This window comes from Inquilinus sp. Marseille-Q2685, from assembly GCF_916619195.1.
Lineage (GTDB): Bacteria > Pseudomonadota > Alphaproteobacteria > DSM-16000 > Inquilinaceae > Inquilinus.
Window position 1 is genome coordinate 137,667 of record NZ_CAKAKL010000012.1, and the last position, 14,842, is coordinate 152,508.

15 protein-coding genes are annotated in these 14,842 nt (G+C 69.0%); 11 read left to right on the plus strand and 4 right to left on the minus strand.

Annotated elements, in window-relative coordinates; translation table 11 throughout:
- The first annotated feature begins 3 nt into the window (after positions 1–3).
- From LG391_RS32355 to LG391_RS32405, 11 genes are all read left to right on the plus strand, one after another.
- Positions 4–810 (plus strand): DUF5131 family protein, encoded by an 807-nt coding sequence (locus LG391_RS32355; protein ID WP_225772902.1) that lies wholly within the window; start codon positions 4–6, stop codon positions 808–810.
- Positions 811–1,030: 220 nt separating this feature from the next.
- The gene (glpX, locus tag LG391_RS32360) at positions 1,031–2,026 is read left to right on the plus strand and encodes a class II fructose-bisphosphatase (protein WP_225772904.1); all 996 of its coding nucleotides are present in this window, start codon (positions 1,031–1,033) and stop codon (positions 2,024–2,026) included.
- A gap of 437 nt (positions 2,027–2,463) precedes the next feature.
- A complete protein-coding gene (locus LG391_RS32365) occupies positions 2,464–3,411 on the plus strand; it encodes a phosphoribulokinase (protein WP_225772906.1) in 948 nt (315 codons plus the stop codon).
- 168 nt (positions 3,412–3,579) lie between these two features.
- On the plus strand, positions 3,580–4,659 hold the full coding sequence (gene fba / locus LG391_RS32370; protein ID WP_225772908.1) for a class II fructose-bisphosphate aldolase: 1,080 nt from the start codon (positions 3,580–3,582) through the stop codon (positions 4,657–4,659).
- A gap of 18 nt (positions 4,660–4,677) precedes the next feature.
- Positions 4,678–6,162: a form I ribulose bisphosphate carboxylase large subunit gene (locus LG391_RS32375; RefSeq protein WP_225772910.1), complete on the plus strand. Its 1,485-nt coding sequence runs from the start codon at positions 4,678–4,680 to the stop codon at positions 6,160–6,162.
- A 13-nt stretch (positions 6,163–6,175) separates the two neighbouring features.
- Positions 6,176–6,574: a ribulose bisphosphate carboxylase small subunit gene (locus tag LG391_RS32380; protein ID WP_225772911.1), complete on the plus strand. Its 399-nt coding sequence runs from the start codon at positions 6,176–6,178 to the stop codon at positions 6,572–6,574.
- A gap of 186 nt (positions 6,575–6,760) precedes the next feature.
- The gene (cbbX, locus tag LG391_RS32385; RefSeq protein ID WP_225772913.1) at positions 6,761–7,687 is read left to right on the plus strand and encodes a CbbX protein; all 927 of its coding nucleotides are present in this window, start codon (positions 6,761–6,763) and stop codon (positions 7,685–7,687) included.
- Entirely contained in the window at positions 7,684–8,340 is a 657-nt protein-coding gene (rpe, locus tag LG391_RS32390) for a ribulose-phosphate 3-epimerase (protein WP_225772915.1), read from the plus strand. Before cbbX ends, rpe begins: the two co-directional genes overlap by 4 nt.
- A gap of 171 nt (positions 8,341–8,511) precedes the next feature.
- Positions 8,512–9,798 (plus strand): IPT/TIG domain-containing protein, encoded by a 1,287-nt coding sequence (locus LG391_RS32395; RefSeq protein ID WP_225772917.1) that lies wholly within the window; start codon positions 8,512–8,514, stop codon positions 9,796–9,798.
- Positions 9,799–9,859: 61 nt separating this feature from the next.
- Positions 9,860–10,546 (plus strand): HAD family hydrolase, encoded by a 687-nt coding sequence (locus LG391_RS32400; protein ID WP_225772920.1) that lies wholly within the window; start codon positions 9,860–9,862, stop codon positions 10,544–10,546.
- Positions 10,546–11,397 (plus strand): HAD-IA family hydrolase, encoded by an 852-nt coding sequence (locus tag LG391_RS32405; RefSeq protein WP_225772959.1) that lies wholly within the window; start codon positions 10,546–10,548, stop codon positions 11,395–11,397. The genes LG391_RS32400 and LG391_RS32405 overlap by 1 nt, the downstream gene beginning before the upstream one ends.
- Before the next feature lie 28 nt (positions 11,398–11,425).
- On the opposite strand, the gene LG391_RS32410 is transcribed toward LG391_RS32405, so the two are convergent.
- The 4 genes from LG391_RS32410 to LG391_RS32425 form a co-directional block, all read right to left on the minus strand.
- A complete protein-coding gene (locus LG391_RS32410) occupies positions 11,426–12,049 on the minus strand; it encodes a hypothetical protein (protein WP_225772922.1) in 624 nt (207 codons plus the stop codon).
- Between the two features lie 12 nt (positions 12,050–12,061).
- Positions 12,062–12,919 carry an ABC transporter permease gene (locus LG391_RS32415; protein WP_225772924.1) on the minus strand — a complete coding sequence of 286 codons (858 nt, stop codon included), beginning with the start codon at positions 12,917–12,919 and terminating at the stop codon, positions 12,062–12,064.
- Entirely contained in the window at positions 12,916–13,656 is a 741-nt protein-coding gene (locus LG391_RS32420; protein WP_225772926.1) for an ABC transporter ATP-binding protein, read from the minus strand. Before LG391_RS32420 ends, LG391_RS32415 begins: the two co-directional genes overlap by 4 nt.
- Positions 13,657–13,868: 212 nt before the next feature.
- Positions 13,869–14,834, minus strand: a complete 966-nt coding sequence (locus tag LG391_RS32425; RefSeq protein ID WP_225772928.1) for a YVTN family beta-propeller repeat protein — start codon at positions 14,832–14,834, stop codon at positions 13,869–13,871.
- Between the last annotated feature and the right edge of the window lie 8 nt (positions 14,835–14,842).

The window sequence follows — 14,842 nt, forward strand, 5'->3', positions numbered from 1 at the left end:
GTCGTGAGCAGATCTGGAATCGAGTGGACCGAAGCCACATGGAATCCCATAGCTGGATGCACTGTCTTATCTCCTGGCTGCACGAATTGTTATGCAATGCGCATGGCCTCAAGGCTTGAGGCTATGGGACAAAAAAAATACTTTGGAACCACTCGGATTTCAGGCAATCGGCCTAAATGGAATGGGAATATCACGATTGATGAAAAATCGATTGGCATTCCATTTTCATGGAGCACCGGCCGACTAATATTTGTTAATAGTATGTCAGATCTATTTCACGAAAACATTCCGATAGATTTTGTAAAAAAGATCTTTTCTGTAATGAATGATACCCCACACCATACTTACCAGATATTGACGAAGAGATCAGACAACCTTCTGAGGATGTCTAGTGAATTGATTTGGACTGAAAATATTTGGATGGGCGTAAGCGTTGAAAATGAAGATTATAAGTGGCGAATTGATCAATTGAAGCAGACGCATGCTCAGATAAAGTTTCTGAGCCTGGAGCCACTACTAGGACCATTGGACACTATCGATTTAAGGGGCATCGACTGGGTCATCGTCGGCGGCGAAAGTGGCCCTGGAGCCCGCCCTGTGGAACTAGAATGGGTTCGTTCAATTCGAGATCAGTGCATCCATGGTGACGTCGCATTCCACTTTAAACAGTGGGGAGGTGTAAACAAAAAGAAATCAGGACGGCTTCTGGATGGTCGCACATGGAATGAATGGCCCATCGGAGCAAAGCAAAAAAATAGCCAGCTCAAGGAAATTCAGAAAATTAAGGGCAGTCACCAGATTGCATTGTAGAAATGATGATGATTTCCTGGCTCTGATCCAATATCTCCGTTCGCCCCACCCATCCGGGTAGCTTCCACCCCACCCGTAAGATCGCGTCCGCCCACCCGGGCGGGCGTTCCGGTCCGCTGGCCCCTCCCCGATCCTGACCGTCCTGGGGAGCGCCAGACTCCCCGCCAAGCCCCGCCCCCGGCCCTTCCGGCCGCGGTGCGGAGATCGGGTGGAGATGCGCATGACCGGTGCCGCCATCGCCGAGGACGGGTTCATCTACGCGCTGCGCCGCGTCACCGAGGCGGCCGCCCGCGCCGCCTTCGACTGGATCGGGCGCGGCCGCAAGGACGAGGGCGACGCCGCCGCGGTCGACGCCATGCGCACCGTGCTGAACCATCTCGACATCGACGGCCGCATCGTCATCGGCGAGGGCGAGAAGGACGAGGCGCCGCAGCTGTACAAGGGCGAACGGCTGGGCCTGGGCGCCCGGAGCGGCAAGGGCCTGGCCGTCGACATCGCGGTCGACCCCGTGGACGGCACCAGCCACCTGGCCAACGGCCAGACCAACGCCCTGGCCGCCGTCGCCATGACGCCGCAGGGCGCCATGTTCGACCCCGGCCCCGCCTTCTACATGGAGAAGTTTGCCGGTCCCCCGGCGGTGCGCGGCCGGATCGACCCGCTGGCCCCGACCCGCGACAAGCTGCGCGTGCTGGCCGAGGCGCTGGGCAAGCCCGTCTCCGAGCTGTCGATCTATGTGCTGGAGAAGCCGCGCCACCGCCGGCTGGTGGAGGAGATCCACGCCGCCGGCGCCCGCGTCGCCCTGTACCCCGCCGGGGACGTGGCCGGCGCCATCGTCGCCGCCATGCCGGGCGGCGGGGTGGACGCGCTGATGGGCACCGGCGGCACGCCCGAAGGGGTGCTGGCGGCCTGCGCCATCCGGGCGCTGGGGGGAGAGTTCCTGGGCCGCATCGACCCGCAGCTGGAGCATGAGCGCGCCGCCGTGGCCCTGGCCGGCATCGACACGAGCCGCTGGTGGGGGGTGGAGGAGCTGGTGCGCAGCGACAAGGTGTGGTTCGCCGCCACCGGCATCACCACCGGCCTGCTGTTCGAGGGCGTGTCGCGGCGGGGAGCGAGCACCCGCACCCAGTCGCTGATGTTGACCGCGCCGGACCGGCGCTGGCAGGTGCTGACGACCTATGTGGAGATGCCGACGGCGCCCCAGGAGGCGGGGCGGTGAGTGCGCACCCTTCCTGCTGGGCCGGAGCCGCCCCTCACCTCCACCGCCAACGCGGCGGGTCCCCTCCCTCTCCCCGAGGAGAGGGGATCGAGCCGCGGCGATGAGTGCCCCGGACCATGGCTTTTCACCCTCCCCCTCCCCTTGCGGGAGGGGAGAGGTCGGCGCCGAAGCCCTGCGCCGGCTCCGGTGGAGACACACCCCTCCCCCTACCCCTCCCGCAAGGGGAGGGGGAGGATAGGAAATCACAGGCCGCGGTTGAGACCGCTCCGGCCATCCCGACCCTTCCGCCCGACACGTCGACACCCAGGGCGGAGGCAGCCCCCTCCCCTTCTCCCCCTGGGGGAGGGGGCGAGCCTGACGCGGCGGGCCGCAGCTGGATCCATCCTTCCGAGCCGCGCCCGAGGCTCGCCGATCACGAACCGAGACGGGAGACAAGAATGACCAAGCCCTCCTTCGACCGGCCCATCATCCTCGGGATCGTCGGCGACAGCGCGGCCGGCAAGACCACGCTGTCGCGCGGCATCGCCGAGATCCTGGGGCCGCAGCGCTGCACCCTGATCTGCACCGACGACTATCACCGCTACGACCGGCGCGAGCGGGCGGCGAACGGGGTCTCAGCCCTCGACCCCGCCGGCAACTACATCGACATCCTGGAGCAGCACCTGCACCTGCTGCGCCAGGGCCAGCCGATCCTGAAGCCGATCTACAACCACGACCAGGGCACGCTGGACCGGCCGGAATACATCGAGCCGAAGGAGTTCGTGGTGGCGGAAGGGCTGCTCGGCTACGCCACGCGGGCGATGCGCGACTGCTACGACGTCAAGATCTACCTCGACCCCGAGGAGGAGCTGCGCGTCCGCTGGAAGGTGCACCGCGACACCACGAAGCGCGGCTACACCGCCGAGCAGGTGCTGGAATCGCTGAAGAAGCGGGAATACGACAGCCCGACCTTCATCCGGCCGCAGCGGCTGTTCGCCGACATCGTCATCCGCTTCCAGCGGCCGCCCGGCGCCAATTCCTCGGCCGGGGCGCCGGAGACCGACCACAGGCTGGACGTCGCCCATATCCTGCGCCCGACCCTGCCGCACCCGAACTTCTCGCGGCTGATCGAGGCGGTGGGCGACGGCAGCGTCGGCTTCGAGCTGACCCGCGACGAGGGCAAGCCGGTGGACGTGCTGGAGATCCGCGGCTCGATCTCCGACCGCCGGGCCGAGCGGGTGGAGGAGTATCTCTGGGAGCACATCCCCGAGGCCAGCCACCTGCGCGACGACCTCGGCCGCTACGACGGCGCCGCCGGCCGGGCGGTCAGCCACCCCCTCGCCCTCACCCAGCTGCTGGTCGCCTTCCACATGGTCAAGGCGGCGCAGGGCGTGCACGCGGTGTGAGGCGGCTCTCGGCGGAGACAACCCCTCCTCGCCCCTCCCGCGGGGGAGGGGAGAGCAGAAAGCCAGGTCCGGCCGCCCTTTCACCCTCCCTCCCTTGCGGGAGGGGGCCGGGGGGAGGGGTCGGACGGAAAGCCAGATCGCGCTTCGACAGACCCCCAGGAGGCCCAGATGGCCCGTATCACTCTCAGACAGCTGCTGGACCACGCCGCCGAGCACGGCTACGGCGTGCCCGCCTTCAACATCAACAACATGGAGCAGATCCTGGCGATCATGGCCGCGGCGAAGGCGGTGGATGCGCCGGTGATCCTGCAGGCCAGCCGCGGCGCCCGGTCCTACGCCGGCGACCTGATGCTGGCGAAGATGGTGGAGGCGGCGGAGGCGATGCATCCCGGCATCCCGATCTGCCTGCACCAGGACCACGGCAACGACGACGCCACCTGCCTCTCCGCCATCCAGCACGGCTTCACCAGCGTGATGATGGACGGCTCCCTGGAGGCCGACGCCAAGACCCCGGCCAGCTGGGACTACAATGTCGGCATCACCGGCCGCATCGCCGCCGCGGCCCATGCCGTCGGCGTGTCGGTGGAGGGCGAGCTCGGCGTGCTCGGCAGCCTGGAGACCGGCCAGGGCGAGGCCGAGGACGGGCACGGCGCCGAGGGCGCACTGGGCCACGACCAGCTGCTGACCGACCCGGACCAGGCGGTGGCCTTCGTGCGCGAGACCCGGGTCGACGCCTTGGCCATCGCCATGGGCACCTCGCACGGCGCCTACAAGTTCTCGCGCCGGCCGGACGGCGAGATCCTGGCCATGCATGTGGTCCAGGCGATCCATGAGCGGCTGCCCGAGATCCACCTGGTGATGCACGGCTCCTCCTCCGTCCCCGAGGCGCTGCAGGAGCAGTTCAACCGCTTCGGCGGCGAGATGCCGAAGACCTGGGGCGTGCCGGTGGAGGAGATCCAGCGCGGCATCCGCTTCGGCGTGCGCAAGGTCAACATCGACACCGACTGCCGCCTGGCCATGGCCGCCGAGATCCGCCGCGTGGCGGTGGAGAAGCCCGGCGAGTTCGACCCGCGCAAGTTCCTGCAGCCGTCGATGGCGGCGCTGGAGGCGCTGTGCCGCGAACGCTACGAGCAGTTCGGCACGGCCGGCCAGGCGTCGAAGATCACCCCCCTGCCCCTGCCCGAGATGGCGAAACGCTACCGCTCCGGCGCGCTGGACCCGCGCATCGCGATCGGCGCGGCGGCCTGAGCGAGAGAGGAGAGCGCGATGAGCACGAACGTCACCACACTCGACACCAAGGCCGCGACGACCGTCACCGGCAAGGAGCGGTACAAGGCCGGCGTGCTGCAATACCGGAAGATGGGCTATTGGGAGCCCGACTACCAGCCGAAGGACACCGACGTGCTGGCGCTGTTCCGGATCACGCCGCAGGACGGGGTCGACCCGGTCGAGGCGGCGGCGGCGGTGGCGGGCGAGAGCTCCACCGCCACCTGGACCGTGGTCTGGACCGACCGGCTGACCGCCTGCGAGAAGTACAGGGCCAAGGCCTACCGCGTCGACCCGGTGCCGAACCAGCCGGGCCAGTACTTCGCCTACATCGCCTACGACCTCGACCTGTTCGAGCCGGGGTCGATCGCCAACCTGACCGCGTCGATCATCGGCAACGTCTTCGGCTTCAAGCCCTTGAAGGCGCTGCGGCTGGAGGACATGCGGCTGCCGGTCGCCTATGTGAAGACCTTCGACGGGCCGCCGACCGGCATCGTGGTCGAGCGCGAGCGGCTGGACAAGTTCGGCCGCCCCCTGCTCGGCGCCACGGTCAAGCCGAAGCTGGGCCTGTCGGGCCGCAACTACGGCCGCGTGGTGTACGAGGCGCTGAAGGGCGGGCTCGACTTCACCAAGGACGACGAGAACATCAACTCGCAGCCCTTCATGCACTGGCGCGACCGCTACCTGTACTGCATGGAGGCGGTGAACCGCGCCCAGGCGGTGACCGGCGAGGTCAAGGGCACCTATCTGAACGTCACCGCCGCGACCATGGAGGACATGTATGAGCGGGCGGAGTTCGCCAGGTCGCTCGGCAGCGTCATCGTCATGATCGACCTGGTGATCGGCTACACCGCGATCCAGTCGATGTCGAAATGGGCCAGGCGCAACGACATGATCCTGCACCTGCACCGCGCCGGCCACGGCACCTACACAAGGCAGAAGACCCACGGCGTGTCGTTCCGGGTGATCGCCAAATGGATGCGGCTGGCGGGAGTCGACCACATCCATGCCGGCACCGTGGTCGGCAAGCTGGAGGGCGACCCGAACACGACGCGGGGCTTCTACGACATCCTGCGCGAGGACCACCTGCCGGTGACGCTGGAGAACGGCGTGTTCTTCGAGCAGGACTGGGCGTCCCTGCGCAAGGTGATGCCGGTGGCGTCCGGCGGCATCCATGCCGGGCAGATGCACCAGCTGCTGGACTATCTGGGCGAGGACGTCGTCCTGCAGTTCGGCGGCGGCACCATCGGCCACCCGATGGGCATCCAGGCCGGCGCCACCGCCAACCGGGTGGCCCTCGAAGCCATGATCCTGGCCCGCAACGAGGGCCGCGACACCAAGGTCGAGGGGCCGCAGATCCTGGCCGACGCCGCCCGGCACTGCCAGCCGCTGCGCCAGGCCCTCGACGTCTGGAAGGACGTCACCTTCGACTACGCCTCGACCGACACGCCGGACTTCGTCCCGGCCGTCACCGCCGCCAGCTGAGGAGGCCGCCACCATGCGCCTGACCCAGGGATGCTTCTCCTTCCTGCCCGACCTGACCGACCGGCAGATCGCCGCCCAGGTGCAGTACTGCATCGACAACGGCTGGGCGGTGAACATCGAGTTCACCGACGACCCGCACCCCCGCAACACCTATTGGGAGATGTGGGACCTGCCGATGTTCGACATCCGCGACGCCGCCGCGGTGATGACCGAGCTGGCGTCGTGCCGGAAGGCCTATGGCGACCGCTACATCCGCATCTCCGGCTTCGACGCCACGGCGGGGTGGGAGTCGCTCAGGATCTCCTTCCTGGTCAACCGCCCGCCGGAGGAGGCGCGCTTCGCCCTGGAGCGCCAGGAGGTGGAGGGAAGGAGCATCCGGTACACGACGAGGCTGGTGGCGGGGCCGCAGTAGTCCCGACCGCCTGAGCCACCCCCTCACCCGAAATCGCTGTGCGATTTCGACCTCTCCCCAAGGAGAGGTGATCGGAGCGCTGCCCTCCTTTCCCTCTCCTGGGGGAGAGGGAGGGACCCGTCGCGCAGCGACGGGAGGGTGAGGGGGAGAGCCGCCCCATCAGAACGACGAACCAAGAGGCCCGCCATGACCGAAGCTGCCGTCGCCGCGCCGCCGGCCGACACCCGCATCGACCTCGCCCGGGAGTTCGCCGAGACCCGGATCGACGAGGTGTTCGAGGCGCTGGACCGCGAGCTGGTCGGCCTCGTGCCGGTGAAGACCCGGATCCGCGAGATCGCCGCCCTGCTGCTGGTCGAGCGGGTGCGCCGCAGGCTCGGCCTCGGCGCCGAGGCGCCGACCCTCCACATGAGCTTCACCGGCAACCCCGGCACCGGCAAGACCACCGTGGCCATGCGCATGGCCGACATCCTGCACCGGCTCGGCTATGTCCGGCGCGGGCACCTCGTCTCCGTCACCCGCGACGACCTGGTCGGCCAGTACATCGGCCACACCGCGCCGAAGACCAAGGAGATCCTGAAGCGGGCGATGGGCGGGGTGCTGTTCATCGACGAGGCCTACTATCTGTACCGGCCGGAGAACGAGCGCGACTACGGCCAGGAGGCGATCGAGATCCTGCTGCAGGTGATGGAGAACCAGCGCGAGGACCTGGTGGTGATCGTCGCCGGCTATGGCGACCGGATGGAGAAGTTCTTCACCAGCAACCCCGGCTTCCGCTCGCGCATCGCCCATCACGTCGAGTTCCCGGACTTCTCCGAGGAGGAGCTGATCGCGATCGGCGAGGGCATGCTGGCGCGGCAGAACTACCGGTTCAGCCCGGAGGCGCTGCAGGCGTTCCGCGACTACGTCGCCCGCCGCATCCGGCTGCCGCATTTCGCCAACGGCCGGTCGATCCGCAACGCGCTGGACCGCGCCCGGCTGCGCCAGGCCAACCGGCTGGTGCGGGAGATGCCGCCGAATCTCTCGGTCGAGGATTTCGTCACCCTGGCCGAGGCCGACATCCGCGCCAGCCGCGTGTTCTCGGTCGAGCCGCCGGACCTGGAGGCCAAGCTGTGAAGACCGTCATCGCCCCCTCGATCCTGTCCGCCGATTTCGCCCGGCTGGGCGAGGAGGTGCGCGCGGTCACCGCGGCCGGCGCCGACTGGATCCATATCGACGTGATGGACGGGCATTTCGTGCCCAACCTGACGATCGGGCCGGATGTGGTGAAGGCGCTGCGGCCGCACAGCGACCGGGTGTTCGACGTGCATCTGATGATCGCCCCGGCCGATCCCTATATCGAGGCCTTCGTCACGGCCGGGGCCGACATCGTCACCGTGCATGCCGAGGCCGGGCCGCATCTCGACCGGTCGCTGCAGCATATCCGCGGCCTGGGCAGGCGGGCCGGCGTGGCGCTGTGCCCGGCGACGCCGGCGGAGGCGGTGGCGCATGTGCTGGACCGGGTCGACCTGGTCCTGGTGATGACGGTCAATCCCGGCTTCGGTGGCCAGGCCTTCATCCCGGCGATGGTGGAGAAGATCCGCCGGATCCGCGCCATGATCGGCGACCGGCCGATCCGGCTCGAGGTCGATGGCGGCATCACGCCGGAGAGCGCGGTGGTGGTGGCCGAGGCCGGGGCCGACGTGCTGGTCGCCGGCTCCGCCGTGTTCCGAGGCGGCCCGGCCGCTTATGAGGCGAACATCGCCGCCATCCGGGAGGGCGCCCGATGACCGCGCCCATCCCCTGCCGCCCGATCGGCACGACAACGCGGTTGCATTCTTTTGAGAAATGCTTCCTACTGGCGCCGGCAGTATCCGCGCCAGTACTGGCCCAAATGCAACTTGGAATTCAGAAGTATTTTTCCTTTTTTATCGGCGCATTTACCAAAAAGGATTTCCGTGATGCCGGACTATTCCACCACCACGAAGATCATGATGACCCTGGCGGCGCTGGCCTCGGACGCAGCCGATCCTCGGCCTTCGGGCGAGAAGCGCGAGCACCACATCGCCCGGATCAAGCAGGGCATCACCACCCAGCTGGCCGACAAGGACCTGGCCACCCAGGGCCAGTGGAAGCTGAGCTGGGTCGGGCTGACCAAGGACGGCGCCAACCTGGCCTACATCGCGCAGGGGCCGAACGACGACAGCGGCACGGTCTACGCGCTGGTGTTGCGCGGGACCGTGATGGACAGTCTGGTCGATCAGCTGGAGGACCTGCAGGTCGGGATGCTGGTGCCCTTCCACCCCGACGGCACAAAGCCCATGTGGCCGCTGCCCCAGATCTCCCTGGGCGCGATGGTGGCGTACGGCGCCATCGTCTCGAACACCGACCTGAAGACGCAGCTGGCGCAGCTGAAGCCCGACACGCTCTATGTCGTCGGCCACAGCCTGGGCGGGGCGATGGCGACCACGATCGCGCTGTACCTGCAGCAGCAGGCGTCGGCCGGCATGCTGTCGATCGGGAGCATCCGGCCCTACACCTTCGCCGCCCCGACCGCAGGCGACAAAACCTTCGCCGCCTGGTTCGACACGCAGTTCCCGAGCGCCGTCTGCATCTACAACAAGTACGACGTGGTGCCGACCGCCTGGGCGACCCTGGCCTCCCTTCCGGAAAACTGGCAGAAGAATCCCTTCTATCCCGGCCCGGACAGCAACCCGCCGGGACCTGGCCCCGTCGCCAAGCCGGACAACGCGGTCGGCCAGCAGATCGCCAGCATGGCGGGCAACACCAACGGCAACGTCTATGTCCAGCCGACCCAGCAACCGCCGCTGAACGCCGGGCCGTCGCCGGTGTTCCTCGAGCCCTATCCCGAGCCCGCCGACACGGATGTGGACAAGTTCATGCAGCAGGTCGGGTTCCAGCATTGGAGCAACACCTATCTGAAGCTGCTGGGCGCCCCGCAGGTCCCGGTCGTCGTCCCCATCGCCTCGGTCAGCCCGACCAGCGGCCACTTGCTCGGCGGCACCTCGGTGACGATCCTGCCGCCGAAAGGCCAGGCCTTCACCCCCGACTCCGTGGTGGATTTCGGCACCGTCGCGGCGAAGTCGCACAGCGTGGCCTCCGACGGGTCCAGCATCACCGCCGTGTCGCCCCCCAGCCTCCTCATCGGCACGGTCGACATCCGGGTGACCAACATCTACGGCACCACGGCGGCCGGTCCGAGCGACCAGTTCACCTACACCCTCTAGGATCCACGCCCACCCGGCCCCGGCTCGCCGGGTCCGGGCGGGGCCGCGGGGAGGACCGGCCATGAGCCCGGTCCTTCCTGGCGCCCCCCGCACTCGTGCGGTCGTGTTCGACCTGGACGGCACGCTGGTCGACAGCGTCGCCGACGTCGCCGCCGCCCTGGCCGCGGTGCTGCGCGAGGCCGGGATCCACCCGCTGTCGGAGGACGAGGTGCGCGGCCTGATGGGCCATGGCGCGCCCGGGCTGCTGCGCGGGGCGCTGCGGCTGCGGCGCTGCGACCCGGCCGAGGCCGAATGGATGACCCGGCGCTTCCTCGACCGCTACGCCGCGGCGCCGGCGGTGCGCAGCGCGGCCTATCCCGGCGCGGTCGAGGCGGTGGCGGCGCTGGCTGCGGCCGGGATCCCGGTCGGCGTCTGCACCAACAAGGCGGCCTGGACCGCGCGGGCGGTGCTGTGGGCGCTGGGCTTCGCGCCGCATGTCGGGGCGCTGGTCGGCGGCGACAGCGGCCACGGCATGAAGCCGGATCCGGCGCCGCTGCTGGCCTGCATCGCCGCGCTCGGCGCCGGGCCGGAGGACACGGTCTATGTCGGCGACCACCATGTCGACGTCGCCACCGCCCGGGCGGCCGGGGTGCGGGTGCTGGCGGTGCCCTTCGGCTATGGCGACGGCGCCGGGCTGGAGCCGGACGGCATCCTCGCCGATTACGCCGCGCTGCCCGGGATGCTCGGCCTCGCCGAGGCCGGGGCGTGATGCGGCTCCGGGCCATCCTGTTCGATGTCGACGGCACGCTGGCCGAGACCGAGGAGGCGCACCGCCGGTCCTTCAACGCCGCCTTCCGCGCCGCCGGGCTGGACTGGCACTGGGATCGGGATCTCTATCGCGATCTCCTGGCCGTCACCGGCGGCAAGGAGCGGATCGGCCGGTTCCTGGCCGGGCTGGCCGCCCCGCCGGGCTGCGACGTGGCGGCGCTGCACCGGGCCAAGACCGAGCGCTACACCGCGCTGGTGGCGGCGGGCGCCGTGGCCCTGCGCCCCGGCGTCGCCCGCCTGCTGGCCGAGGCGCGGGCGCAGGGCGTGCGCCTGGCGATCGCCACCACCACGACCCCGGCCAATGTCGCGGCGCTGCTGGCGGCGGCGCTGGGGCCGGAGGGGCCGGCGCTGTTCGAGGTGATGGTCGCGGGCGACGCGGTGCCGCGCAAGAAGCCGGCGCCGGACGTGTACCAGGCGGTGCTGGAGGCGATGGGGCTGGATCCGGCCGGCTGCGTCGCCATCGAGGATTCGCGCAACGGCGTGCTGTCCGCCCGCCGCGCCGGCCTGCCGGTGCTGGCGACGCCGGGGCTCTACAGCCGCGACGACGATCTGCGCCATGCTTTTGCAGCCCTGTCCGACCTGGGCGAGCCGGACGCACCCTACCGCCATCTCGGCGGCGCCGGGGCCGGGGATGGCTGGGTCACGGTCGAGGCGCTGGAGCGGTGGGTGCCGGAGAGTGGGATGTTGGGACACAAGAGCGCTTTCCCTCCAACTGTCATTGCCGGGCTTGACCCGGCAATCCAGAAGGTCTCGACGCTCTCTGGATGCCCGGGTCAAGCCGCCCGGGCATGACAGAATAGAAAGGGCGCGCCCCCCGCCCCTACTTCCCGATCTCCTCCTGGATCGTCCGCGACAGGGCGAACAGGCGGCGTTCCAGCACGAAGGGCTGGTCGCAGATCGCCGGCAGCAGGCGCTCACGCTCGTCGAACACCCGCTGGTCCCAGGTCAGCTGGGTCTCCAGCTGCTGCCGCTTCTGCGCCACCGCCATGTCGGTCGAATTGGCGTCGACGCCGTCCAGCGCCGCCGTCGTCTCCTCGATCCGCTGGGCCAGCGCCGCCTGGCGGGCGTTGAAGCGGCGGATGCCGCGGATGATGGTGGCGCGCTCGCCGTTGATGCTCTCGAACAGCCCGGCGAACAGCTCGGACAGCGCCACCTTGCGGTCGCCCTCATAGCCGGCGGCGAAGCGCTTGATCTCGGCCGTCGCCTGGTCGACCGTGACGCGGCGCGGCGCCACCCGTTCGACCAGTGCCGCCACCACCGCGTCGTCGCGCCAGGACGGGCCGTTCACGGTCGGGTCGTCGCCCGGCCACATGGCGCCGACCGACAGCTCCGGCTGCAGCACCTGGACGCAGGGCCAGTCGTCCTTCTTCGCGGAGTCCTGCGCCCCGGCCGCAGCCGGCAGCAGCGTCAGGAGGACAGGGATAAGCCACGCGGATCGGACCATGACGGCCTCCTTTCAGCCGGCGCCGGGGCCGCGGACGCGGGCGACGAGGCCGCGCGCCGGGTCATAGGCCAGGATCGCCCCGCCGAGGAACACCGCGGTGCAGGCGAGAACGATCACGAGAGACTGGATGTCGACCTGGCCGTAGAGGGCGAAGCGGTTCAGCTCCACGGCATAGGTGAAGGGGTTCAGGCCGCAGACGTCGCGCAGCAGCGGGCTAGCCTCCTCCACCTTCCACAAGGGGTAGAGGGCCGAGGAGGCGAAGAACATCGGGAAGATCACGAAGTTCATCACCCCGGCGAAGTTTTCGAGCTGGCGGATCGCCGAGGACAGCAGCAGGCCGAGCGCGCCCAGCATCAGGCCGGACAGCACCAGCGCCGGCAGCACGGTGAGATAGCCCGTCGGCGGCGGTTCGATGCCCCAGAGCCGGGCGATCAGCAGGAAGACATAGACCTGCGGCAGCGACAGCAGCGTGCCGGCCAGGAGCCGCGCGGCCAGCAGGAACCAGCGCGGCATCGGGCTGGTCAGCAGCACCCGCATGCTGCCCACCTCGCGGTCGTAGACCATGGACAGCGAGCTCTGCATCCCGTTGAACAGCTGGATCATCGCGATCAGCCCGGGGACGATGTATTCGTCGTAGAGGATATAGGTCTCGTAGGGCGGGATGATCGAGACGCCGAGCACCGAGCGGAAGCCGGCGGCGAAGATGAACAGCCAAACCAGCGGCCGCACCAGGGCCGAGACGAAGCGGGTGCGCTGGTGCACGAAGCGCAGCCCCTCGCGCCACAGGATGCCGTTGAGACAGCGCAGGGCGCCGGCCGGGGTGACGGTGCCGAGGGGCTCGCGCCCGGCGAGTTCGTTCACGACGCTCATGCCGCCTCCGTCAGCCGGCGAAACGCGTCCTGCAGCCCGCCGGCGCCGAGATCGGAGATGATCGACGCGGCCGGGCCCTGCCGCAGGATGCGGCCGCGATGCAGGATGATGGTGGGGTCGAGGGATTCGACCTCGTCGATCAGATGGGTGGCCCAGACCACGGTCAGGCCGCGGTCGCGCACCAGGCCGCGGACATCGGCCAGGATCGCGGCCCGGCTGCGGATGTCGAGCCCGACCGTCGCCTCATCGCACAGCAGCAGGCGCGGCTGGTGCAGCAGGGCCCGGGCGATCTCGATCCGCCGCGCCTCGCCGCCGGAGAAGCCGCGGATCTTGCGGTCGGCCTCCGTGGCCAGGCCGACCCGCTCCAGCTCCGCCGCGATGCGGGATCGGGCGACGCCCCCCGGCATGCCGTGCAGCGCCGCGTGGTAGCGCAGGTTCTGCCGGGCCGAGAGGTCGGGGTCGAGGGCGCGCTGCTGGAACACCACGCCCATCAGCGCCAGCGCCTTTCCCGGTTCCTGCGCCAGGTCGTGGCCGAACACCCGGATGTGGCCCGACTGGGCGCCGTAGAGCCGGGTGACGAGGGAGAACAGCGTGGTCTTGCCGGCGCCGTTCTGGCCGAGCAGCACGGTGAAGGTGCCGGGCCGCACCGCGATTTCGATCCCCGCCAGGATCTCGCGCTCGCCGATCCGGTGGGAGAGGCCGGTGACGGAGAGGGCGTCGGGGTCAGCGGGGGGCATGGCTGAACGTCCCGCCCCGCACAATCCACTCCTCCCCTTGCGGGAGGGGTAGAGAGGGTTTGTCGATCGAAGAGGCCGATATCGCCCAGATCCGAGCGGTGGAACGATCGCGGCCAGTCCGAATGCCAACTCCGCGGCAACACCCCTCCCCCCACCCCCTCCCGCAAGGGGAGGGGGAGGATAACGGGGCGGGCCGGCGCGATCGTCGCCATCTAGCGGATCGCCACGCCCCAGGGCAGTTCGCCCACGGGGATCGACTTGATCACCTTGCGGTCCGCCACGTCGATCACCGAGATGTCGTTCGAGGCGCCATTGGTCGACACCAGGTATTTCCCGTCCGGGGTGAAGGCGAGCTGCCAGACCCGCTGGCCGACCAGGAGATAGTCCGTCACCTCATAGGTCGCGGTGTCGATCACGGCGACGCGGTTGGCCGGGCCGAGGGCGACGAAGGCGGTCTTGCCGTCCTTGGTGATGCGCACGCCGACCGGCTGGATCGTCTCCTTGCGCACGCCCTGGACCGCGAAGCCGATCTTCTTCACCACCTGGCGCGACGTCGTGTCGATGACGCTGACCGTGCCGCCGATCTCCGCCGAGACCCAGACCTGCTTGCCGTCCGGCGTGAACTCGGCGAAGCGCGGCCGGGTGTCGACCAGCACGTTGTCGGCCACCTGCAGCGTCCCGGTGTCGATGAAATGCGCCATGTTGGTGGTCTCGGAGGTGTTGACCAGCCACTTGCCGTCCGGGCTGACGCCCATCCCTTCCGGCTCCACCCCCACCGGCACCTCGGTCTCCATCGCCTGCTGCTCGAGATCGAGGACCGTGACCATGTTGTCGTCCTCGTTGGCGACGTAGAGCCGCTTGCCGTCCGGCGCCAGCACGAACAGTTCCGGATCCGGGCCGCTGGGCAGGGTGCCGAGCGGCTTCAGCGTCGCCGTGTCGATCATCTCGATGTGATCGTCGTCGCTGGTGCAGACGTAGAGCACCTTGCCGTCATGGCTGAGGGTGATGCCGCGCGGCCGCTGGCCGACCTGGATGGTCTGGGTCACCGCCATGGTGTCGAGATCGACCACGCTGACGGTGTTGCCCTTCTCGTTCGAGACATAGGCGGTGAAGGCCTGCGCCTGGGCGGCGGCGAGGAGGGTTGCCGCGGCAAAGGTCATGAACACGAACCTGGTCATGCGCGCCT